The organism is Erythrobacter oryzae, from assembly GCF_030271515.1.
Lineage (GTDB): Bacteria > Pseudomonadota > Alphaproteobacteria > Sphingomonadales > Sphingomonadaceae > Erythrobacter > Erythrobacter oryzae.
In genome coordinates, this window is the sequence record NZ_JASCXI010000001.1 from 613,219 (window position 1) to 636,289 (window position 23,071).

18 protein-coding genes and 1 tRNA gene are annotated in these 23,071 nt (G+C 66.3%); 7 read left to right on the forward strand and 12 right to left on the reverse strand.

Annotation, left to right across the window (positions count from 1 at the left end):
• The first annotated feature begins 68 nt into the window (after nt 1–68).
• A complete protein-coding gene (locus PFX90_RS03070; protein WP_285710434.1) occupies nt 69–569 on the forward strand; it encodes a low molecular weight protein-tyrosine-phosphatase in 501 nt (166 codons plus the stop codon).
• Between the two features lie 15 nt (nt 570–584).
• On the opposite strand, the gene PFX90_RS03075 is transcribed toward PFX90_RS03070, so the two are convergent.
• Both PFX90_RS03075 and recG read right to left on the reverse strand, forming a co-directional pair.
• A complete protein-coding gene (locus PFX90_RS03075) occupies nt 585–1,148 on the reverse strand; it encodes a hypothetical protein (RefSeq protein ID WP_285710437.1) in 564 nt (187 codons plus the stop codon).
• A gap of 87 nt (nt 1,149–1,235) precedes the next feature.
• Entirely contained in the window at nt 1,236–3,311 is a 2,076-nt protein-coding gene (gene recG / locus PFX90_RS03080; protein ID WP_285711233.1) for an ATP-dependent DNA helicase RecG, read from the reverse strand.
• Between the two features lie 73 nt (nt 3,312–3,384).
• Here recG and PFX90_RS03085 point away from each other — a divergent pair, with 73 nt between their 5' ends.
• The gene (locus PFX90_RS03085; RefSeq protein ID WP_285710440.1) at nt 3,385–3,663 is read left to right on the forward strand and encodes an FAD assembly factor SdhE; all 279 of its coding nucleotides are present in this window, start codon (nt 3,385–3,387) and stop codon (nt 3,661–3,663) included.
• Between the two features lie 163 nt (nt 3,664–3,826).
• A complete protein-coding gene (gene mfd / locus PFX90_RS03090; protein ID WP_285710443.1) occupies nt 3,827–7,327 on the forward strand; it encodes a transcription-repair coupling factor in 3,501 nt (1,166 codons plus the stop codon).
• Here mfd and PFX90_RS03095 read toward each other — a convergent pair.
• Nucleotides 7,324–8,094, reverse strand: coding sequence for a transglutaminase-like domain-containing protein (locus PFX90_RS03095; RefSeq protein ID WP_285710446.1), 771 nt, complete (start codon nt 8,092–8,094; stop codon nt 7,324–7,326). The two genes, mfd and PFX90_RS03095, sit on opposite strands and share 4 nt — an antisense overlap.
• A gap of 375 nt (nt 8,095–8,469) precedes the next feature.
• Here PFX90_RS03095 and PFX90_RS03100 point away from each other — a divergent pair, with 375 nt between their 5' ends.
• Complete coding sequence (locus PFX90_RS03100) at nt 8,470–10,872, forward strand: TonB-dependent receptor (RefSeq protein ID WP_285710449.1); 2,403 nt, start codon at nt 8,470–8,472, stop codon at nt 10,870–10,872.
• A 97-nt stretch (nt 10,873–10,969) separates the two neighbouring features.
• On the forward strand, nt 10,970–12,709 hold the full coding sequence (locus PFX90_RS03105) for an ankyrin repeat domain-containing protein (RefSeq protein WP_285710453.1): 1,740 nt from the start codon (nt 10,970–10,972) through the stop codon (nt 12,707–12,709).
• A gap of 10 nt (nt 12,710–12,719) precedes the next feature.
• Here PFX90_RS03105 and PFX90_RS03110 read toward each other — a convergent pair whose 3' ends face one another.
• Nucleotides 12,720–13,553, reverse strand: coding sequence for an EAL domain-containing protein (locus tag PFX90_RS03110; protein WP_285710456.1), 834 nt, complete (start codon nt 13,551–13,553; stop codon nt 12,720–12,722).
• A gap of 155 nt (nt 13,554–13,708) precedes the next feature.
• Here PFX90_RS03110 and PFX90_RS03115 point away from each other — a divergent pair, with 155 nt between their 5' ends.
• Together PFX90_RS03115 and PFX90_RS03120 are read left to right on the forward strand one after the other, a co-directional pair.
• Entirely contained in the window at nt 13,709–14,503 is a 795-nt protein-coding gene (locus tag PFX90_RS03115) for an NAD kinase (RefSeq protein WP_285710458.1), read from the forward strand.
• Nucleotides 14,504–14,749: 246 nt separating this feature from the next.
• Nucleotides 14,750–14,824, forward strand: a tRNA-Asn gene (locus PFX90_RS03120).
• 405 nt (nt 14,825–15,229) lie between these two features.
• Here the strand turns inward: PFX90_RS03120 and PFX90_RS17130 are convergent.
• The 8 genes from PFX90_RS17130 to PFX90_RS03155 form a co-directional block, all read right to left on the reverse strand.
• A complete protein-coding gene (locus tag PFX90_RS17130; protein WP_419180073.1) occupies nt 15,230–15,484 on the reverse strand; it encodes an HGGxSTG domain-containing protein in 255 nt (84 codons plus the stop codon).
• Nucleotides 15,485–15,529: 45 nt separating this feature from the next.
• Nucleotides 15,530–16,144 carry a hypothetical protein gene (locus tag PFX90_RS03125; protein WP_285710460.1) on the reverse strand — a complete coding sequence of 205 codons (615 nt, stop codon included), beginning with the start codon at nt 16,142–16,144 and terminating at the stop codon, nt 15,530–15,532.
• 97 nt (nt 16,145–16,241) lie between these two features.
• A complete protein-coding gene (locus PFX90_RS03130; protein WP_285710462.1) occupies nt 16,242–17,732 on the reverse strand; it encodes a YfjI family protein in 1,491 nt (496 codons plus the stop codon).
• The gene (locus PFX90_RS03135; RefSeq protein ID WP_285710464.1) at nt 17,729–18,613 is read right to left on the reverse strand and encodes a DUF7146 domain-containing protein; all 885 of its coding nucleotides are present in this window, start codon (nt 18,611–18,613) and stop codon (nt 17,729–17,731) included. The genes PFX90_RS03130 and PFX90_RS03135 overlap by 4 nt, the downstream gene beginning before the upstream one ends.
• Complete coding sequence (locus PFX90_RS03140) at nt 18,610–18,810, reverse strand: hypothetical protein (protein WP_285710467.1); 201 nt, start codon at nt 18,808–18,810, stop codon at nt 18,610–18,612. The genes PFX90_RS03135 and PFX90_RS03140 overlap by 4 nt, the downstream gene beginning before the upstream one ends.
• Nucleotides 18,811–18,813: 3 nt before the next feature.
• On the reverse strand, nt 18,814–18,999 hold the full coding sequence (locus tag PFX90_RS03145; RefSeq protein ID WP_285710471.1) for a helix-turn-helix domain-containing protein: 186 nt from the start codon (nt 18,997–18,999) through the stop codon (nt 18,814–18,816).
• A 100-nt stretch (nt 19,000–19,099) separates the two neighbouring features.
• Nucleotides 19,100–19,822: a hypothetical protein gene (locus tag PFX90_RS03150; RefSeq protein ID WP_285710474.1), complete on the reverse strand. Its 723-nt coding sequence runs from the start codon at nt 19,820–19,822 to the stop codon at nt 19,100–19,102.
• Between the two features lie 4 nt (nt 19,823–19,826).
• Complete coding sequence (locus tag PFX90_RS03155; RefSeq protein ID WP_285710477.1) at nt 19,827–22,922, reverse strand: class I SAM-dependent DNA methyltransferase; 3,096 nt, start codon at nt 22,920–22,922, stop codon at nt 19,827–19,829.
• Nucleotides 22,923–23,071: the final 149 nt, after the last annotated feature.

Here is a 23,071-nt window from a genome sequence, read left to right on the forward strand (position 1 = left end):
GATGTTTCACATGAAACCAACGAGATAGGCGGTAGACAGCGCCCGTCATATGTAATAACGCCCCAGCCATGCATGGGGGGATTGATCACAAAGCGAGCGTGCTGTTCGTGTGTCTCGGCAATATCTGCCGGTCACCGATGGCCGAGGGCGCGTTCCGCGTCGCGGCCGAGGCGCGCGGGCTTTCGGTGCTGGTCGATTCCGCCGGAACCGCCTCCTACCACCTCGGGCAGGAGCCCGACGCACGCGCGATCACGGTCGCCCGCAAGCATGGCATCGACATCGCCGATCAGGCCGCGCGCCAGATAGAGCGGGACGATTTCTACCGCTTCACCCACATCATCGCGATGGACCGCGCCAATCTCGAAGGGCTGCGCACCAAGGCCCCGCGCGATGCGACGGCGCGGCTGGCGATGCTGCTCGATGCGGTCGAGGGACGGCGCGGCGAGCCGGTGGCCGATCCCTATTACGGCGATGCCGCCGCCTTCGAGGCGGCCTGGCAGGTGATCAGCCGCGGGGTCGAGGCCTGGGCCGACAAGCTGCTCAGCGAAACCACCCAGCAATCCGTCTGACATTGGCCGGGGGCGTTACAGCCCCTTGCGTCCGAAGCCGCCTTGCCGAGCCGGAGCGGCGGGCGGCTGAGTCCCGCGCTCGTGCCAACCGGCAGGCGCCGCCGCAGGAGGCGTCGGCGCGCGGCGCGGGAGGGGGAAAGGCTCGGGATCGGGCGCGCCTCTGGTGATCAGATCGGCGACGCCCTCGCACCCGCCGAAGCGCTTTTCGAGCAGGCTCTCCGATAACTTGATCCGCCTGCCATGCCCGTCGCGCGGTTCGATCACCAGCGATGATATCGAGACGCCCTTGTTCGTTTGGGTCTCGATCCGGATAGACCCGATCTGATCCATCCGCAGCCGACGGGTCGAGACAATGCCGTGATATTCGATCCCGGTCGCCCCGATCGACAGGATCCTGTTATCGAGCAGGTAGCGGGCTACGTAGAGGGACAGGAACGGAGCGGCTATGGCCATCGCCGCGCCGACCAATGTGGTCTTGAGGCCTCCGCCGAGGACCAGCGCTACGCCGAGCGGAAACATGCCGAGACAGGCAATCAGCGCGAAGCCCAGCTTCACCCGCGAAAAACAGACGTCGGTCACGCTGGAATTCCCTTTCGATCGGCGTGCCGGGCAGCCTGACCGCAAGTTCCAAACATCTGTTTAACGCAGAAAAATTCCAACGGTCCGCTACCCCCCGCGCAGCAGCTGGACGCCCCAGTCACGCTCGAACAGGTAGAGCAGGATGCGCGCCGCCTCGCCCCGCGGGGAGGTCAGTCCGCCGTCGCGCTCCATCAGTAGGCGCGCGTCGCCGTGGGCGATGGGGAGCAGGCGCTGGGTCTGTTCGAGATCGGCGATCCGGAACCCCGCCTCGCCCGATTGCCGCGTGCCGAGAAGTTCGCCCCCGCCGCGCAGCTCGAGGTCTTCCTCGGCGATGCGGAACCCGTCCTGCGTCTCGCGCATCAGGGCAAGGCGACGCTTGCCGGTCTCGGAGAGCTCGTCGCCGCGCAGCAGCACGCAGCGGCTCTTCTGCGACCCCCGCCCCACCCGTCCGCGCAGCTGGTGCAATTGCGCGAGGCCGAAACGTTCGGCCTGCTCGATCACCATCAGGGTGGCGGTCGGCACGTCGACCCCGACTTCAATCACCGTGGTCGCGATCAGCAGGCGGGCGTCGCCGGTGACGAAGCGCTCCATCGCCGCGTCCTTGACCTCGGGGCGCAGCTGGCCGTGGACCATGACGACCGCATCGCCGAACCGCTCGCGCAGGGCGGCATAGCGCGCCTCGGCGGCAGCAATATCGGCAAGGTCGGGCACGCCGTCGACCTCGCGCACCATCGGGCAGACCCAATAGGCCTGTTGCCCGCTGGCGAGGTGCCGTTCGACGCCCGCCACCATCTCCTCCATGCGCGCCTGCGGGAAGACCAGCGTCTCGATCGCCTGCCGCCCGGGGGGGAGTTCGTCGAGGCGGCTCACGTCCATCTCGCCATATTGCGCCAGCGTCAGCGAGCGCGGGATCGGGGTCGCGGTCATGGCGAGGGTGTGCGGCGCGCGGCGGCCCTTCCCCGCTAGCGCCAGCCGCTGGGCGACGCCGAAGCGGTGCTGCTCGTCGATCACCACCAGCCCCAAGTCGCGGTAATTGACCGTGTCCTGAAAGATCGCGTGGGTGCCCACCAAGAGCTGGATCGAGCCGTCGAGCAGCCCCATCAGGATGCTCTCGCGCTCGCGCCCCTTGGCGCGGCCGGTCAGCAGCGCGATCTCCACCCCGGTGGGGCCGAGCATCTTGCGCAGAGTCTCGAAATGCTGGCGGGCGAGGATTTCGGTCGGCGCGAGCAGCGCGGCCTGCTTTCCCGCCTCGACCGCGATCAGCATCGCGTTCAGCGCCACCACGGTCTTCCCCGCGCCGACATCGCCCTGCAGCAGGCGCAGCATCGGCGCCTCCTGCGCCATGTCGCCTGCAATCTCCGCGATCGAGCGCGTCTGCGCACCCGTCAGGCCGAAGGGGAGTTGCAGCTTGGCCCGCAGCGCGCCGTCGCCTACCAGCGCCTGACCGCGGCGTTTGCGGCCATCCGCCTTGACCAGCAGCAGCGCGAGGCTGTTCGCGAGCAGTTCGTCATAGGCCAGCCGGTCGCGCGCCTTGGCATCGGTGCTCTCGTGCGCGAGCCGGAGCGCCGCGGCCCACGAGGGCCAGCCGGAGCGCTCGATCTGGCCGGGCTCGATCCATTCGGGGAGGTCCGGGAGCCGCTTCAGCGCCTGTTCGGCGAAATCGGCGATGCGCGGCTGGGTGAGGCCTTCCGAGAGGCGATAGACCGGCTCGGACATGCGCCCCATATGCGCCGCGCTCGCCTCCTCGATATGGTCGGGGTGGACGATCTGGAGCATGTCGCCATAGCGGTCGAGCCGCCCGGCCACCCAGCGCGTCTCGCCCACCGGCACCAGCTTCTTCGCAGTGTAGGCGGCCTTTCCAAACCAGTTCAGGGAGCAGACGTTGCCCTTCACGTCCTGCGCCAGCACGCGGTAGGGCCCGCGGCTGCCCGCACGCGGGGCACGGTGTTCGATGGCGGTCAATGCGATGATCACCTGCTCGCCCTCGGAGGCCGAATCGAGATCGGCCACCGCCCGGCGGCTGACGAAGCGTTCGGGCAGGTGGTAGGCGAGGTCCTTGACCCGCGTCAGGCCGAGCTTCTCCAGCGGCTTCATCAGCTTGGGGCCGACGCCTTCGAGCGTTTCGACCTCTGCGAACAGCGGATTGAGAGCCTCGGGGCGCATGGTTGCAAGGGCTACCACCGCCCTTGCGTCTTTGCGAGTTGAAGCTCTGCGAAGCTGTGGCTAGGTGATCCGCATGACCGATGCCCCATCCTTCGCAACCCGCCTTGCGCGCGCCAAGTTCCGTGCTTGGCACCGCGGCACGCGCGAGGCCGATTACATGATCGGCGGCTTCTACGACCGTTACCACGCCGGCTGGGGCCAAGCGGAGCTGGCGTGGTTCGAGGCCCTGCTCGACGAGGACGATGTCGATGTGATGGCCTGGGCGCTGGGCACGCAAAGCCCGCCCGAGCACATCGCGGGCGATCTGCTCGCGACCATGCAGAAGCTCGATTACGTCGATATCCCGCGCTAAGCGGCGCCCCGTTCGACAAGCGGCGCGGGCGCGGCTAAGGCCCGGAACAAATCACCCACCCCTGCGGTTTGGCTGGGGTGCTCGAGATCCTCTCGTAACCCCCACCTCGATTCGAGTTGGGGGTCTTCCTGCGTTGCCCCTTGGGCGCAAATGAAGTGAACCCATGCCCGATTTGAACCGCATCCTTGCGGCCCGCGAACCGCTGACCCTCGCCTCGCTCCCGCGCGGGAGCCTGCCGCTGGTGCTCGCCGATCTGGCGCGGGCCGCGAAACGCCGCGCGGTGTTCATCGCGCCCGACGATGCCGCCATGCGCGCCGCGGCCGAGGCGGCGCGCTTCTTCGCGCCCGAGATCGAGGTGGTGACCTTCCCCGCGTGGGACTGCCTCCCCTACGACCGCGCCAGCCCCGCCCTCTCGATCAGCGCCGAGCGGCTTGCCGCGCTTCACAGGCTGCAAGCGCCCGGTGCCGCGCAGCAATTGCTGGTCACCACCGTCAACGCCGCGCTCCAGCGCGTGCTCACCCCCTTCCGCGTGCGCGAATCCGTGCGCGAGTTCCGCGTCGGCACGCAGATCGGGCAGGAGAGCCTCACCGCGCTGCTCAGCCGCCAGGGCTACGGCCGCACCGACACAGTGATCGACCACGGCGAATTCGCGGTGCGCGGCTCGATCGTCGACATCTTCCCCTCCTCGCTGGAAAGCGGCCTCAGGCTCGATTTCTTCGGCGACGAGCTGGAAAGTCTGCGCCTGTTCGATCCCGCCACCCAGCGCACGGTGGAGCGGATCGACAGCCACCTGCTGCTCCCCGCCTCCGAGGCGCTGCTCGATGACGACAGCATCAAGCGTTTCCGTACCCGTTATCGCGAGCTGTTCGGGGCCAATGCGACGCAGGACCCGCTCTACGAGGCCGTCTCGGAAGGGCGCCGGCTTGCAGGGATGGAGCACTGGCTGCCGCTGTTCGAAACCAAGTTGGCGAGCCTGTTCGAGCACCTTGGCAAGGACGATGTGGTGCTGGTCGACCAGAGCGCGCTGGGAGCAGCCGAGGAGCGACTCTCCGACATCGCCGATTACCACGAACAGCGTGGCCGGATCGCGGGCGAGAAGAAGGGCAGCTACCGTCCACTCAAGCCTGACGCGCTCTATCTGTCGCGCGAGGAATTCGACGCCGCGCTCGCCGCCATGCCGGTCCACCGCGCAACCGGCTTTGCCTCAGAGGAAAGCGCCGGCATGGTCGATTTCGGCTTCCGCTCCGCCCGCGATTTCGCGCCGGAGCGAGGGCGCGGGGAGAATGTCTACGAGGCCGCCGCCGCGCATCTCAAGAGCGTCGGCAAATCCGCGAGGAAGTCGCTGGTCGCCGCCTATTCCACCGGCAGCGCGCGCCGCATTGCCGCGATCATCGACGAGGCCGGAGCTCCTACCGCGCTCGCCGACAGCTGGCAGCAGGCGCTGGGGCTGGCGGCGAAGAAGACCACCGCGGTGGTCGTCCTGCCGCTCGAAACCGGCTTTGCCTCCGACACGCTCGAAATCCTGACCGAGGCCGACATTCTCGGCGACCGGCTGGTGCGGCGCAAGAAGAAGCGCAAGGATTCCGACGCCTTCCTCGCCGAGCTTCAGGCGCTCTCGCAGGGCGATCTGGTCGTGCATATCGAGCACGGGATCGGCCGCTATCTGGGGCTCGAGGCGATCCCGGTCGGCAAGAGCCAGCACGATTGCGTCGCATTGGAATATGCGGGCGGGGACAAGCTGTTCATCCCGGTCGAGAATATCGACGTCCTCACCCGCTATGGCTCGTCCGATCAGGCGGTTGCTCTGGACAAGCTGGGCGGCGAGGCGTGGCAGCGGCGGCGGGCGAAGCTCAAGGAGCGGATCACCGCCATCGCGGGCGAGCTGATGCAGGTCGCCGCCGCGCGCGCGCTCAGGCAGGCCCCCGCCCTCCCCGCCGATCCCGCGACGCTCGGCCAGTTCACCGACCGCTTCCCGTGGAGCGAAACCGAGGATCAGGAACGCGCCATCGCCGATGTGCTGTCGGATCTCGAAAGCGGCCGTCCGATGGACCGGCTGGTGTGCGGCGATGTCGGCTTCGGCAAGACCGAGGTCGCCCTGCGCGCGGCCTTCGTCGCGGCGATGCACGGCCAGCAGGTGGCGATTGTCGCGCCCACCACCCTGCTCGCCCGCCAGCACTACCAGAACTTCGCCGAGCGTTTCGCGGGCTTCCCGCTGAAGGTCGGTCGCCTCTCGCGCCTCGTCACCGCCAAGGAAGCCGCCGAGACCCGCGAGGGGCTGGAGAGCGGCGATATGGACCTCGTGGTCGGCACCCACGCGATCCTCTCCAAATCGACCAAGTTCAAGAACCTCGGCCTCGTCATCGTCGACGAAGAGCAGCGCTTCGGGGTGACCCACAAGGAGAAGCTGAAGCAGCTGCGCGCCGACGTCCACGTCCTCACCCTCACCGCCACACCGATCCCGCGCACGCTCCAGATGGCGATGAGCGGGTTGCGCGAGCTTTCCACCATCCAGACGCCCCCGGTCGACCGCCTCGCGGTGCGCACCTATGTCATGGAGTGGGACGACATGGTGATCCGCGAGGCGCTGCTGCGCGAGCATCACCGCGGCGGGCAGTCCTTCATCGTCGTACCGCGCATTTCGGACATGGCCGATGTCGAGGAATGGCTGCGCGAGAACGTGCCCGAGATCAAACCCGTCTCCGCCCACGGCCAGATGAGCCCCGGCGAGGTCGAGGAGCGCATGGGCGCCTTCTACGACCGCAAATATGACGTCCTGCTATCGACCACCATCGTCGAGAGCGGTTTGGACATCCCGAGCGCCAACACGATCGTCATCCACCGCGCCGACCGCTTCGGCCTGGCCCAGCTCTACCAGTTGCGCGGGCGCGTGGGCCGCGCCAAGCTGCGCGCCTATGCCTACCTGACCCACGAGGCGGGTGTCGCCTTGTCCGAGATTGCGCAGAAGCGCCTGACGGTGCTCGGCGATCTCGACACGCTCGGCGCAGGCTTCCAGCTGGCAAGCCATGATCTCGACATCCGCGGGGCGGGGAACCTCTTGGGCGACGAGCAGTCCGGCCACATCCGCGAGGTCGGCTTCGAGCTCTATCAGGCGATGCTTGAGGAGGCGATCCTCGCCGCCAAGGCGGGCGACATGGGCCTCGAGCGTCCGCGCGACAAGCTCACCCCGCAAATCACGGTCGACGCGCCGATCATGATCCCCGAGGACTACGTCCCTGATCTCGCCGTCAGGATGGCCCTCTACCGCCGCTTGAACCAGGCCGAGGGTCAGCACGAGATCGAAAGCCTCGCCGCCGAGATGATCGACCGCTTCGGCGATCTGCCGCAGCCGACCAAGAACCTGATCCGCCTGATCGAGATCAAGCATCAGGCGATCGCCGCCAACATCGCCAAGATCGACGTCGGAGCGCGGGGCACGCTGGTGGGCTTCCACCAGGACGACTTCCCCGATCCGGCGGGCCTCATCGCCTATGTCGCGCGCCTCAACGAAGGCGGCAAGGACACCGCCAAGCTGCGCCCCGATATGAAGCTGGTCATCAACCGCGCCTGGGGCGATCCGCTGAGCCGGCTCAACGGCCTGTTCCAGCTGACCAAGGGCCTGAGCGGGATCGTCAAGAAGGCGGCCAAGGCGAAGAAGGCGGCCTAGACCTCCCGCACCGCCACACTCTGACCGTTCATCACCAGCGGGCCGAAGGCGGTGAGGAAGGCGACGTCGCCCGCATCGCGGCCGACGCCGATCACCGCGGCATCCTGCGCACTCGCCATGCCGGTGGGGTCGACGATGTGCCACGCCCCGCCGAGGAACACCTCGGCCACCGCGTGGAAATCGGGCGGGTCGGCGCGTAGGGCATAGACGCTGGCATAGCGTGCGGGGATGTCGGCGGCGCGGGCGAGCGCGATCATCAGGTGGGCGTAGTCGCGGCACACGCCTCTGCGGTCGTGGAAGGTGTCGAGCGCGGTGGTGTCGGCGGTGCTGCTCCCGCGCGCATAGGTGATGTGTTCGGCGATCCACCCGGCCATCGCCGCCACCAGCGCGCCGCCTTCGAGCCCGACAAAGCGCGCCTCGACCAGATCGAAGAAGCGCTCGGACGGGCAATAGCGCGAGGGCAGCAGATATTGCACCGCCTCGGGAGGCAGCAGGCGGAGCGGGGTAGCAGGCAAGCTCGCCAGATCGCGCCCGGGGCGGTCGATGATGACGCGCGCGGAGTAATCGACCAGCATCCGCCCTTCGGCCGCAAGCCATGCGCGCGTGCCGACGCCGTCCTGCGCGGCAATCCGCGTCAGCGCCGCGTCGCTGCCGAGCGTGGAGGCCTCGACCCGCTGACCCGCCAGCGCCGCCGCCTCGATCTGGAGCAGCACCTCGCAGGGCCGGGCGAACCAGTAATCCAGCTGGACGTCGATCTGGAGCTTCACGGGCGCTGGGTTCCGGCGGGGCGAGAGGATTCGGGCATGAGCTCCCCTAGAGCATGATGACGTTTCGCTGAAACGTCATCATGCTCTAGGTTCTTGTTGTCGCGCGATTTCCGACAAAAACCGGTTCCCACTTTTTGTCATCGCGCTCTAGAGCGGAATGCACTTGTGCGCGCATGGTTTCTCGCCGGAATGCGCCGCACCGGAGCAATCCCGAGCAAAACGGCGCTCCGGCCTCACCCGGCGTGATGCGCAAAGGCCACAAGCGGCGGACACAATTGCCGCGGCCGCGCCGCCTCGCTTGCTGGCCCGCGGCCATTGTGACACCCTTGCGACCCTAGAAATATCAGAGACTAAACTCTGAACAGGAGGAAAACCATGACGCACACCGTCACCGCGCGCAATCTGCGCCGCTCGATCCTGCTCGCCAGCGCCGCTGCCGTGCTGTGGAGCAACCCGGCCCTCGCTCAGGACACCGCCGCCGCGCCGCCCGAAGGCGACGATTACGACGGCAACGTCATCATCGTGTCCGCCACCAAGCGCGACACCACGATCCAGGACGTGCCCTTCTCGATCAACGCGCAGACCCAGGAAGACATCCAGCGCTCGGGCGCGGTGACGCTCGAGGACCTGTCGCGCAATGTCGCGGGCCTCACCATCCAGAACCTGGGGCCCGGCCAGAGCCAGGTCTCGGTGCGCGGCATCTCGGCCGGCCAGGTCGTGCGCGACCAGCCCGGCGTGAAGGAGCAGGTCGGCGTCTATCTCGACGAATCGGTGATCTCGCTGTCGCTTTTCACCCCCGATATCGACCTGTTCGACCTGAACCGCGTCGAGACCCTGCGCGGGCCGCAGGGCACGCTGTTCGGCTCGGGTTCGGTCGGTGGGACGATCCGCTACATCACCAACCAGCCCCGCCTCGGCGTGACCGAAGGCTCGGCCGAGGCCAACGTCAATGTCATCGACGGCGGCAATTTCGGCGGACACATCAAGGGCGCGGTCAACGTCCCGCTGGGCGACAACGCGGCCGTCCGCGCGGTCGGCTACTACACCCGCTATGCCGGCTTCGTCGATGCGCAGGGCCCGGGCGGCGGCGAGAACGTCAATGACGGCGAGCGCTACGGCGGCCGCATCGCGCTGACCTTCGAGCCCACCGACACGCTCTCGATCACCCCGCGCGTGATCTACCAGAAGATCAAGGCCAACGGTTTCAACCGGCAGGAGATCTACAACCTCTTCGCCAACCGCTTCACCACCACCCGCCCCGCGGTGCAGCTGGGCGAGCGCGAGCAGTTCCTGCTGCTGCCCGAGCGTTTCGAGGACGAGACCTTCATCGCCGACCTCACCGTCAAGATCGGTCTGGGCTCGATGGATCTGACCTCGGTCACCTCCTACATCAACCGCGACATCCTCGTCAGCCGCGACGCCAGCGCGCTGACCGGCTCGGTCTCGGTCGATCTCGGCTTCCCGGCAGCAGGCGTGCTCTTGCCCTCGAACCTGCGCGACACCACCGACCTTTCGACCTTCACGCAGGAAGTGCGGCTTGCCTCGGACTATGACGGCCCGTTCCAGTGGCTGCTGGGCGCCTTCTACTCCGACGTGAACCGCGACTACCGCCAGCGTCTGCCCACCCCGGGCTATGACGCCTTCACCGATGCCACGCTGGGCGCGGGCACTTCGGCGGGCGCCGCCAACGGCTTCCCGGCCAACTCGCCCTTCAACTCCGACCTGCCCTTCGATATCAAGCAGTTCGCGGTGTTCGGCGAGGCGACCTACGAGCTCACCGACAAGCTCACCGTCACCGCGGGCGGGCGCTACTACGACTTCGAGGAAACCCGCACCATCACCACCGGCGGCCTGTTCGCCAATGGCGACCGCGGGGTGGTCGACACCACCGCCTCGGACGGCTTCACCCCGCGCTTCCTCGTCAGCTACAAGGCGAGCGACAGCGTGACGATCAACGCCCAGGCCGCGCAGGGCTTCCGCCTCGGCGGGGTCAACGATCCGCTCAACACCCCGCTGTGCAACGCGCAGGACCTCGCGCTGTTTGGCGGCTTCCAGGACTATGGCGATGAAAAGCTGTGGAACTACGAACTGGGCGTGAAGACCCAAGGCGACGGCTTCACCTTCAACGCGGCTGCCTTCTACAACGACATCAGCAACCTTCAGGTGACGCTCGATGCCGGAAGCTGCTCCTCGCGCATCGTGTTCAACGTGCCCGAGGCCTTCGCTGCGGGGATCGAGGCGGAGCTCGGATTCCAGCCCGCGCCGGGGCTGAATTTCGACCTGTCGGGCAGCTACATCAAGTCGGAGTTCAACAGCACGCTCCCGGGTGCGCTCGCCAGCGCCACCGGGATCCGCGACGGCAACCGCCTGCCCTCGGTGCCCGAATTCCAGCTCTCGGCCACCGGCAGCTACGAGTGGGATCTGAACGACAGCACCACGGCCTTCGTCACCGGCTCGTTCCAGCACGTCGGCTCGCGCTTCACCCAGCCCGCCGACCAGGAGAACAACCCGCGCACCTTTGTCCACAACCTGCCCTTCGGCGGGGCGCCGGCGAGTGCTTCGACCACGGTCGATCTGGAGCTGCCCGATTACCAGCTGGTCAACCTCAGCGCGGGCGTGGAGCTTGAGAGCGGCCTATCGCTGACGGCCTATGTCACCAACCTGTTCGACGAGAACCCGCTGCTGTCCTTCGACCGCGAACGCGGTGGCCGGGCGCGGCTCGGGTTCAACATCGGCCAGCCGCGCACCTTCGGCGTGACGGCGCGCCAGACGTTCTGATGCAGCGTGGCGGCGGGCGGCGGAAGTCGCCCGCCTGCCCTTCCCGCCTCTCGCGGCGGCCTTAAAGCTCCCGTAACGGCCGCTGTGCCATGGCAGCATGCGGCTGAACAGGGAGCGCCGCGTGCCGTCGACCAACGATCTCACCAGAGCCATCCGGGCCGGCGACAGCCAGCGCGCACTCGGCATGATCGCCCCGGGCGCATGGCTCGACGAGCGTGACGCCGCCGCGGGCGAGACGCCGCTTTGCGCCGCGTCGGCGACCGGCGCCGAGGAGGTGGTCCGCGCGCTGCTCGCGGCGGGCGCCTCTCCCGAAGTGCCCAACCGCTTCGGCGAACGCCCGCTCCACCTTGCCTCCCGCGCAGGGCACGAGACCGCCCCGCGCGCGCTGATTGCGGGCGGCGCAGACGTCAATGCGAAGATGGTCAGCAATCCGAACAATGCCGAAAGCGGCCAGACGGTGTTGATGGCCGCCCTCCACAGCCGCAAGCTTCCGCTGATTGCCATGCTGGTCGAAGCCGGGGCCGACCCGGGGGGGACCGACGACCGCGGCTCGAGCGCGCTCGCCTATGCACAAGCCTCGGGCGGTAAGCGGATCGCCGACTTCCTCGCCAAGGCGGCGGCAGCCCGAGCGAGCGCGGCCGACATGACCGTCCACGAAGCGGTGCGCGCCCGCTCGCTCGATGCCCTGCGCACCCATGCCGCACAGGGAACGCCGCTCGATCAACCCGAGGATGGCCCGAATCAGATAATGCTCACAGGCCAGACCCCGCTGCACATCGCCGCCGACCTTGCATGGCGCGAGGGGGTGGAGTTTCTGCTTGGCGCGGGCGTACCCGCCGACGTGCCGAGCCTCCACGGCCTCACCCCGCTGATGGTGCTGGGCCCGGGCAAGCGCGCGGCCGAGGTGGCGCGGGCGCTCGTCGCGGCGGGCGCGGATGTCAACGCGCAGGCCCCGACCGGGATGTGCCCGCTCCTCGCTGCCGAGGAAGTGGCGGTGGTCGAGGTGCTAGTCGCCGCCGGAGCCGATCCCGACCTGCGTCATCCGGACACCGGAGCAACAGCGTTCCTCGACATCTGCCAGACCGGCAAGGCCCCCATCATCGCCGCGCTGCTCGCCGCGGGGGCCGATTGCGAAGCGCGCGACAATGCCGGCAGGGGCGTCGACCATTACGCCAGGTCCAACTCCCGCGCGCGGGCGGTGATCGCCGAGCACATGGGCCTGCCGCCGCGTCCGGCCGATGGCTTGCGCGCGGCCCTCAGGGAGCTCCCGCCAAGCGCGCAGGAACCGGGTTTCGCCGCCTATGCGCAAAGCCTCGGCGCCGCCTTGGGCCGCCAGCCTTCCGCATGGAAGCGGCGCAAGGGCGGGCTCTATTTCCACGATGTCGCGGCCGAGCGGATTCACGCGCACCTCGGCGAGGCGGTGCCCCATGGCGATGACGCGCGCCGCCACGACGCAGCTCTCGCCCGGCTCGCTGCCGGGGCGCGGGCCGAAGGCGCGGTGCTGTTCCATTGCGACCCCGCTGCCTCGGGCCGCTTCCCGCTGGTGCTGCTCCCGATCGCCGACAGCCTCGCGCCGGTCATCGCCTGCGGCACAAACGCCAATGCGCGCGGCGGCACGGACTACGTGTTCGAGGGACTGGCCGCGATTGCCGCCGATACGCCTTTCGACATCTATGGCTGCGGGTTCGATTTCGTCCGGGCCGCGCTGCGCGATGCGCCCGCCGATCCCCTGAGACTGGCGCAGCGACTGGCGGCGCTGTGCCCGGAAGTCGGCGAACCGGCGCAACTCGCCGCAGAACTCGCCGCGACCGGCCGCTTCACCTTGTGGTGGGACTGACAGCCCGCGCCTAGCCGTGCCCCATGCCCCGCGCGGTGCGGGACAGGGCGACGACCTGCGCGCTGGGCATCGGCTGGGCGCGCAGGAAGCCCTGCCAGTAGTCGCAGCCTTCCGCGGTGATCGCGGCGCGCTGGATCTCGTCCTCGATCCCTTCGGCATAGACCGCAAGGCCCAGCGCCTTGGCCAGCGCGACGATCGCGCGCAGCACCGCGAGCGCGGTGGTATCGCCGGGAACGCCCTCGACCATCGCCTTGTCGAGCTTCAACGCGTCCAGCGGCAACTCGCGCAAATAGCGGAAATTGCAGAACCCCGCGCCGAAATCGTCCAAGGCGGTGCGGAAGCCGAGGCCCCGCAGCGCCTTCAGCGCGCTCGCCGCCTGCGCGAGGTTGCGGAGCAGCAGGTCCTCGGTGATCTCGAGCATCAGCCGCTGCGGGGCGATGTCGGACTGGCCGATCAGCGCCGCGAAATCGGCGGCGAAGCGCGGGTCGCCCAGTTCCTCCGGCGTGATGTTGAGCGACAAAGTCAGCCCCTCGGGCCAGGTCGCCGCATCCTCCAGCGCACGGGCGACCACGTGGCGCGAAAGCGGCGCGACCAGCGCCGCGCGCTCGGCCACCGCGAACAGGTCGCGCGCGCCGATCGCGCCCAGCGTGGGGTGCCGCCAGCGCGCCAGCGCCTCCGCCCCGGTCAGCGCGCCGGTGAGACAGGAGAACTGCGGCTGGAACAGCACCTCGATCTCGCGCCGGTCGAGCGCGCGCAGCAGGTCCGCCTCGAGCACGCCGGGACGCACGCCGGGCAAATGCCCGCGCACGCTCGGCTTGCGCAGCGATGTCGGACCCTGTTCCATAGCTTCCTCGTTGCCCCGCCCCTCCTTAACCATTGATCGCGAAGCTGCCTCGCATCAATTGCAATCCGAGCCGATATGGCACATCAGGGCAACCGCCTAGCACAGCGTCGGGGATAAGCGGATATGTGGCGCTTTGCCGGGCCTGAGGGGGAAGAATGGCGAGCAATGGCATGACCTATCAGCGGCTCGCGCTGCTGGCCTCGGAGACCGAGCGTGCGCAGGAAGCGCGCGAGGCGCTGCTGCCGCAATGCGACTGGGTGCCGCTGGCCGAGGCCGATGCCGCGGTGGTGCTGGGCGGCGATGGCTACATGCTCCAGGTGCTCCACGCGATGATGGACGCGGGCCGCGTGATCCCGGCCTACGGGATGAACCTCGGCACGGTCGGCTTCCTTATGAACCGCTATGACAAGCGCGCGGTGATCCTCGCCAAGGTCAACAAGGCGCGCCACTGGACGATCTCCCCCTTGCGGGTCGAGGCGCTGACGCAGGACGGCGAGACCCATGTGCTCTCCGCGATCAACGAGATCTCGTTGCTGCGCGAGACCCGCCAGACCGCCAAGATCGAGGTCACCGTGGGCGACCGCGTGCGAATCCGCGAGCTGGTGTGCGACGGGGTGCTGGTCTCGACGCCCGCGGGCTCGACCGCCTATAACCTGTCTGCCCAGGGCCCGATCCTGCCGCTCGACAGCAAGATGCTCGCGCTCACCCCGATCAGCCCCTTCCGCCCGCGGCGCTGGCGCGGGGCGATTTTGCCCGATCGGATGAAGATCATCCTCAAGGTGCTAGAGCCGGTGAAGCGCCCGGTCGCCGCGGTCGCCGACCAGAAGGAACTGCGCGACATCGCCGAGGTGCGCCTCGAGATCGCGCGCGACTGCGACCTGACGCTGCTGTTCGACCCCGGCCAGAGCCTCGAGGAGCGGATCGTCGCCGAGCAGTTCGTAACGGCGTGATGTGTGCCGCGCGCCCTCCGGCGCGCGGTTCTCGCTAGACGCGCAGCAAGCTGCGCCCGCTGCGGGCGGCTGGTCAGCCTTGCGGCCGCCATGCGACCGATCCCGGTGCTTTCGCTATCGCGCCTTGCGGTCATCATCGACCGGTGTTGGGATGATGCGCGGGCCATTCAAAACCCCCTTGCAATCCCCCGCCCTGCCCCATATAGGCGCGCTTCCGCTCTTCCTTAGACCGCTTGGAAGAGTTGCTCCCCGATAGCTCAGCGGTAGAGTAGGTGACTGTTAATCACTTGGCCGTAGGTTCGAATCCTACTCGGGGAGCCATTTTCCTAGAAAATTTGTATTTATTTCCGAGGCTTGGGCGGTTGGCTTCCGCCCCTTCCCCACAATCTTCCCCACTTTGCGCCGATGGTCAGCCCTAACGGCGCTTTCATTCGCGAGGCGAGGCTCGGCCTTAGAACAAGCGCGCTATTCCCCAAATTACAATGGCCATGCCGCCAACAAGCCAGACCCACCCGCCCCTCGCAGCTTCACGGGTGGTCGTCTCGGGTTCCACCCTGAATCGCATGATAGCGAGCCAGCCGAGAAAAGTGGCAAACAGCCCGATCAACACCAAAAATGCAGATCCTATGATCGACAGAATCATGTCGCGCCCCCTGCAATAACTTGCGCTCGTTGGTGACATGACATCCATTCGATGCACAAGGGCAACCGCACCGCGCGAAATAATCAAAATTCCAAATTGCCGCGCATCATGCGGATCAGATCTTGAAGCCGCCGCGCCTCTGCCGATCGCGAACCATGCTTGTAGGCGTTACGGTTGCCCCTCGGCGCGCCACTGCCTTTGCCTCCGTGCATGCGGCATCGGGCTTTGCCCTTCACCGCCGGGGATTGGCAGGGGTTGCCCGAGCGGGTCCGGGCCAGACAGCGCGGGGCTTTTGCCAGCCGTTCCGGTTGCATGGGGTTGTTCGTTTGATTTGCCATTTTCTCTGCCCCCTCTTTGGTTAACCGTGCGTTAGGGATGCTGGCCTAAGTAGGGTCCCGGAGGCGCTGAGGTTGTTCCGAATGGCTTGCCACTCCGGGTTTACCGAGCGCCTCCATCCCATCATTTTCGAGCACGTGGCGGTGCTGGTGGAATTGGTCGGCGACAATCGCTTGTCCGCCCTCATTCACATGAACGTGCTTCACGGTCTGCACCCGCCCGCTGGTGAGGCTGTCCAGCGCTTCGATTGTCGCCCTGCATTGCGCCTGCGCTTTGAGCCCGAGCCGCAAGTAAGTCTCGGTCGCCCCGAGATATTCGCCCATATTGGCAGCGGCGCGCCGTGCCATTTCCGTGAATATCGAATTTAGCGCATCGGCTTGGGCAGCCAGCATTTTTCTCTGGTGCGACAGATCGCCAGCAGCGGCCTTGTCCGCCTTGTCCTTGTGCGACTGATACAGGGATGAAATGTCCAGACTGCCGAAGTTGCCGCTACCAAAGAGGCGAGTAGCAGCCATGCCGTGCGCGGCTGGGTCTAGTGCAATGTCAGCGCGGTTGCGGTCGTCGCACTTGGTGGGGTCGGCTTCTACAGTCAGCTTATCCTTGGCTGGCTTCGCCGCCGCCTTCGATTTGTTCGCCTTTGCCGTCATTTCATCACCTTCCAAGCAAGCCCCCTGCGACAATCGCGACAACTGCGACAATCGATCGGCTCGGCTGGCCGGTGTCGCGAAAGTCGCAAATGTCGCAGGGGGTGAGGTTCCATCAGCCAGCGCCGCCCGATCGGACCACGCGCCACGCCTCGTTCCGGCGGGAGCCGCGCACCACGGTCCCCTTTTCCAACCGGACAATCCAGCCGTGCGCCTCCAGCTGCGACAGGGCGTCGCGTGCCGTGCGGCTATCCCGCAAGGCGTTCGGCCCCCTGTTCACCACATCGCGCACCGTAACCTCGGGCTCGGGCCAGCTTTCCAGCAGCCAGCGCCGCAACTGTTCGGCGCGATCAATCTCAGCCGAGACGCTGGCAACCTCGGCGAGCCGCGCGGCCTCCAGCAGATAGAAGCGGGCCAGATCGATCGCGTTGGCCATGTCGGCGGCCTGCACCTCTACCGCCTCCAGATCGCGCCAGAGTGTCAGCACCCCAGCTAGGCGCGCCGCCTGCTCAGCAGACTTGGACGCGGTGCCCGTCAGGTTGGCCATTTCGCCCCCGCTGGATTGCGAGCGCTCCACCTTGTCATGATATGCCACCAGCAAGCCCCGCGCCTCGGCACTAAGGGGAAGGCAGCGCAGCTGGAGCCCGCCTGTCTCGGAATCGATCGGCATGGGGGTTGCGAGAATATCCCCCAGCCGCCTTTCAAAGCTGGCCAGCGCCGAAGGGTTTTCCTTGGCATTGGCATGCAATCGGGTTCCAATTGTGCTCGGCGGCTCGCAGATCAGGAAACGGGGCAGGAAACCCGTATCAGCAGCCAGCGGATCGGCCATGAACGCGCGCGCGACAGTCGGCTGCACCATCAGGTGGATTGCGAGCCGCCGGTTGTGCAGCGATGTATGCCCGTCGCCCGCGCGGGTCCGTTTGATCGGGTGTCCATCCCACAGGGCATTGAGGGCAGCGAGCGTCTTTTGCCGGTTGTCGCTGTTCATGGCATGCCCGCCGAGGAATTGCCCGCCTTCATCCGAAAACAGGCCTAGGCTCGGCTGGCCCTCAGCAAACAGCTTTGTCAGGCCTTCGAAGGTCGGCTCGGTCACAGTGCGATCAACCAGCCTAGGGGGCTGAGGCTCGGGCCCCAATTCGCGCAACTTGGCCTCGCCAGCCAGCCAATCGCCCTTTTTGCTTGCTGCGACTATGCCGTCGCTTTGGGCTTTCCAGATCGCATGCCGCCGCTTCCAATCGTCACGGTCGGCCCGATAGGCAATTTCGTCCTCGCGCGCGCGCGCGCGCATTGCTGTCAAAAAAGGCCGATCGCAGGCGGATTTGCGCTCGCCGGACCTTGCCACTGTCAGGAAATAAATCCCTACAGGGCGCGCACCGTCTAGCGTTTCCACATCGGCAAAGCCCTGCACCGCCAGCGAGGCCACCGCCAGGGCGGATTGCGCCGCGATTGCGGCGGGGGCCTGAGTCTTGCCGTGCACCGCCTCCACGGCATCGCGAAGCGGCCCCAGCGCGGCAACGGGATAGGGTGCGCTCGGGGGTGTTACCCGCACCAGCGGTTGCGGCCCCTCGGCTTCGAAAGGGGTTTCGGGGATCGGTTGCACAGTCATGCTGCCACCGCCTTTCCCGTCAGAATGTCATTGCAATCTGCCCCCTCGCCGGGATCGATCAGCGACACGCTCCAGCCGAGCGCATGCGCCCGATTGGCCAGCACATGCGCAGCCTCGCGCCCCGGCTGGTCGCCATCGCCTGCAATCACCAGCTGCCCCGATCGCTCGGGCAAGCGCAGCGCGCGCATGCCGCTGGTGGAGAGCGCGGCCCACACGCTTGCAGGCCCCGCCAGCAGCCCGCACAGCAGCGACAAGCCGCTTTCTATGCCCTCAGTGATAGCCAGCCGCGCAGCGCCGCCAGAGAGTCTTACAGCGCCCCCAGCGGTCGCGCCGAGCATCAGCTTGTCACCGCCCGCTAGGCCAGCCTTGCCTCTGCCATCGGGGAGCAAGAACGTGCGGTGCACCGCGAAGCCCTCGCCGCCCTCCACCAGCGCCACCATTGCGGGGAAGCGGGCAGCGCTGGGGCCATGCCAGCATTGCGGGTGGAAGCGCAGCCGATCGGGCAAGGGGCAGGAAATGCCCCGCCCCCGCAAATAGGCCTCGGCTGGGGTGCCATCGATCGGCAGAGCCTCGCACCACAGCTGATGCGCCGACTCTGCCCGCCGCGCCGCTTTCGCCTTCGCCTCGGCATCCCGCTTGGCATAGTCTGCCGGATCGGGCGCGCGATAGTCGCCTGCCATCACCCCAGCCGCCGCCAGAATGTCGCGAAAGTCGCAGCCAGCCCGTTTGCAATGGAGCAAGAGCCCCGCTCGGCCATCGGACAGCGTGAGGGCGTTTTGGTCCCGCCGCTTGTCCGGCTGGCACACAGGACAGGGCGCGGCCCCGTAGCGGCCATGCCAGCACCCGCCGAGCGCCAGCGTCAATTCGCGAGCGCCGTTCATTGCGCGCTCCCGTCGAAAATCAGCGCCCCGAGCATCACCGCCATGTCAGGCCGGATTGCATGGGCGAGCATCAGGAATTGCGCCCGCTGGTGAGCAAGGCTAGAGAGTTCGGGCGACAGGCCTGCAAAGCTATCGCGTGAAGCCCCGCCGGTGCCAGCCAGCGGGGTTTCCTTTTTCGGGGTCCGGAAATTGGACATGGCCTAGCCCTCCCCATCGATCAGGGCGCGCAGGCTGGCTGCGGGGATCAACGTGCGCTTGCCGACTTTGCGGGCCTGCAAGCGGCCCTCGCCGATCAGCTGATAAAGGCGGGTGCGGCCTATGCTGGAAACGCGGCAGGCATCCGCCACGCTGTAGGCCAAGGGTTCGGGGGATTGGTCGGGGTGCATGTGATTAACTCCGTTCGGGATTGAACAGAGAGGTTTTGCACCGGCTGCGGCCGCGCCGTCGTCCGATTACCCTCGGAAACCCGCGAAAAAGGGGTTTCCGTTATCCCGCTTCCCATGCGGCAAACGCGTTAAAGTAGCGCTTCGCATGGTCGTGCAATGTGCTGGGGCTCGGATGAACATCCTGCGCCGCGAGCCATGCCGTAAGCTGCTTTTGAACGTCCCCGGGTGTCTCGGGTTTCAGATCGCCCAAATAGTATCGGCGCGCCATTTCAAGCGCTGCGGCTTCCCAGTCGGTAGCGGTAGGCCGTCCACCTTTGGAGGCCTTCGGGACATTGGGCCTGACTTCATCCGCTTCAGCCAATTGAAACAGGGATTGGATGTCTGCCAGACTAAATCGTAAGGCGGTTACTCGATGCGAATGAGGACGACGAACCCCACCTTGTGAATTCACTTCAAGAGTTGTGACTTGATAATGCCCATTTACATCATCAGCAAAGGAAAATGCCCCGCGTATTCTCTGATGATTAGGAAAGTTTAAATCGAAATTGTCTTTTCGAGCCTTAACCCTATGCGACAACAATACGAGAAAGGCGGTTCGAAATTGCTCTTGTGCGTCTTGCTCCGGTTGGTCTTCTACCTGAATTGTCCATTTTGCGGCTCGGGTTTGCACAAGGCCTTCGCAAGCGAAGCTAACTAAGGCCTCGGCCCTTGGCCGCGACCTGCTCCCGAGGTCAAAATACCAGCCATTTGGGCCATCGATCAAACGGCCCGCGGCTTCGAACGTTATCCAATCCGCACTCGAGAAGACGGGCTCGTTCGTCATACCTTCAAGCACCCTTCGCGCCAAAGCGGGGCACCTGATACTCGGGGCGCAGCCAGCGGACCTTGCCTGCTTTTTCCTCTGCCGCGCGCTCGGCGTTCAATGCCACCAGCCGCGCGACAATTTCGGCGGGGGGCAGATCGGCTGGCCAGCCGTAGGCGGCTGCCACCTCGGCATCGATTTGCTGGTGGAGCCGGTCGATAATGCCGACACGCGCGGCCTTGGCGCGGTCCACTTCCAAGAGGTCCGCAAGCTGCCCGCTGCGCTGCCGATCGCGAAGGTTGTAAATCTCGGTCATGGTGAGGCGCGGCACCTCGGCGAGCGCCAGCTTGCGGGTTTCGTCCAGTTCGTCCGCAAGGTCGCCAATTGCCGAGCGCTGTGCTGGGGTGGCATCTGGGAATGGGAAGGGATCGAAACTCTGCGACTTCACGTAAACGTGGCCCGCATCGAAATTCGCCATGCCGATGAGCCCGCAAGTGGCAAATGCCCAGCGCTGGTGAATATCCGAGCACAGCACGCCCAAGGTGAAACCATCTTCGAAACACAGCGCGAGGATTTTATTGTCAGGCAGAATGGAGCCTTCGACAAATTGAAAAATCCGGTGCTTTGCCGTCTCAACCGTCGCGATGTATCGGGAAAGGCCTTCTAACGCGGGCCTCAGATCCTTTCGCGGTTCTCCATGAATCCACCAATTCCGCTTGTATGTCTCACGGCGGTTCTGGTCGCGCTCGGGCTTCACCGTTTGCAACAGGTGCTCGTAGGTCTCTGGGAAGCGGGTGCGGGCCTCCTTCTCACTCAAGCCAAACAGGTCAATCACCATCACCCCGCGAGGGTGCTGCAAGAGGTCGCGTCCATGCCGGTAGGGGCGAATATGGGCCTCCAGCCCTTCCCGCTTCCCGAGCCCCAAATGTTCGGCCTCTGAGGGCGTGACAATGAAGCCAGAGCCGTGAAGCTTCACGCCGGGAGAAGCTAGACCTTCATTCGCCCTAAGCGGCTGGACGCTGGACGTATCGGCCCCGAGCGACAGGGTGGGATTGATTTTCCCGCTGGTGCCCGCCTCCACCAGCAGGGGCTTGTCAGAATCCAACGCGGATTCGCGCACAATCTCCACCAGCCGCCCCTCGGCTTGGCCTCGCGCCGCGACAGTCATAGCGATGCGCACCGCTGCCGCATCGCGGCTGGCCTTGGTCCAAGGATGATCGGGGATCGCCAGCAATAGCGAAACGTCGCCCGTCTCCAGATAGTTCTCGATCACGCGGCGGCTGAAAGTCTGGGTAATGCTGTTCGTGGTGACAAAGCCGAACCGGATGAGCGGACTACCTTTCGCCGCCAGAATATGCGCGGCGCGGTCCCACCATTGCATGACGAAATCGGCCGATTTGGGAACGCGCGGGTTCGCTTTCCAAAGTGCCTCGGCATAGTCACCGCCAAGGCTTGAGCGAATATCCTTGCCCCCGATAAATGGCGGGTTCCCGATGATAAAATCAGCCTCGGGCCAATCGGGGATCATCGGGTTTTCGGTATCCGGCTCGCCCGTAGGGGTGCGGCGCAACACCGCGTCATAGCCCGCATGCCCGCCGAAATTTATATTTCCGAATTGCTTGAGCACCGGATTTGGCGCGGCATCGGGATTGTTGTTCATTCGCCAGCGCAGCCAGCCGATCCACAGGACCAGCTCGGCAATCACGGCAGCGCGGGGGTTCAATTCCAGCCCCAGGAATTGCTGCGGCCCCACACAGGGCTCGGCGCTGCCCCCCAACTGGCTGATGGTTTCCAGCACGTCGCTTTCCAGCCGCATCAGGTTTTCCATCGCGACATAAAGGAAATTGCCGGTGCCGCATGCGGGGTCCAGAATTCGCAGGGCGCACAGCCGTTCATGGAAGGCCTGCACCGCTGCCAGATCGGGCGCGCCCTCGGCGGGGTGCTGCACCGCGTCCCATTCGGCCTCCAGAACGTCCATGATGGTCGCCTGCACCAGCCGCTCCACATAGGGGCGCGGGGTGTAGTGCGCCCCCAGCTTGGCGCGCTCGCTGGGGGTTAGGGCCTGTTCCAGCAGGGTTCCGAAAATGGCGGGTTCAACCTTGCGCCAATCCTTGCGCGCTGCCTCCAGCAATTCGCCCCGATCGGAATTGGAGAGGCTGTAGGTCTGTGCCGAGGCGAACAGCCCGCCATTGAAATAGCGAACCTCGCCCCCAATCGCCGAGGTGTAGCGCTCGCCATCGGGCCTGCCCATGACGGTCCACAGCTGTCGCAATTCGGGCTCGAACGCGGCTTCGTTCTCCACCGCCTTTTCCAGAAACCTCGTGAAGCTGTCCTTGGGCAGCAGCCCCACATCCTCGGCAAACATGCAGAAAATTATCCGCATCAGGAAAAGGGCGGTTTCCTCGATCGCAAGGCTGCGCGCGCTGTCCGTCGCCCCGTCCGTTTTGATGCGCTGCACCTTTTCCAGCCATTGCGACACGGCAGCGAGCCGCCGCGCAATGTCGCGCGAAACCTCGGCAGACTTGGCGCGGGGATCGATGCTGGCAGGGTTGGTCCAGATCGCGCGGATTGTCGCTTGCACCTCGGGCTCGGCAAAGCGATGCAGTTCCAGCCGGTAGGACGTTTGATCGGGGAAATAGCCATAGCCCCGCCCGTTGCCGGACCAATCGAAATAGAGTTCGAAGGCGCGGCCCACATCGCAGACAATCAGGAACGGGGGCCAAGGATGATCGGCTGGCAAGTTGACGGCATAGCGCTTGGCCTGCGCCAGCGCGTCACGCATCAGCTTGTCATAGCGGGCCCCCGAGGGCGCGGCGGGGGCGCTATCGGGGGTGTCAAACAGCTGCGCTTGCGCCTTGTCGGCCTCGCTAAGGCGGGATTGCTTGCCCTCCAGAACGAAACAGCCCTTTTTATAAAGGTCGATCGCGCCTGTATTGCCGCCAGCGCCCCCGCCCTGCACCGGCCCCTCAAATTGATAATCGGACAGTACCCCGCCCACGGCAACGCCGGGAACGGGGAGCTCGAGCGCAAGGCACATGTCATTGATGAATTGCGGCAGGTTCGCGCGCTCGGCCCCGCCGGTCACGCCGCCCCACTTGGCAATAAATTCCGATACGGTCATGTCCGGTGCAGTGCCCCTCTGGCCAGAGGCATAACCCCGTCGCTGCCAGCCGCCAAGTGACTGATTGACCTTGGCTGGACATTCACTGGCGGGTATTGGCCGTGCCAATCGTCGTCGAATCTGACCGACCCGCTGTGTTCGCGATTCCA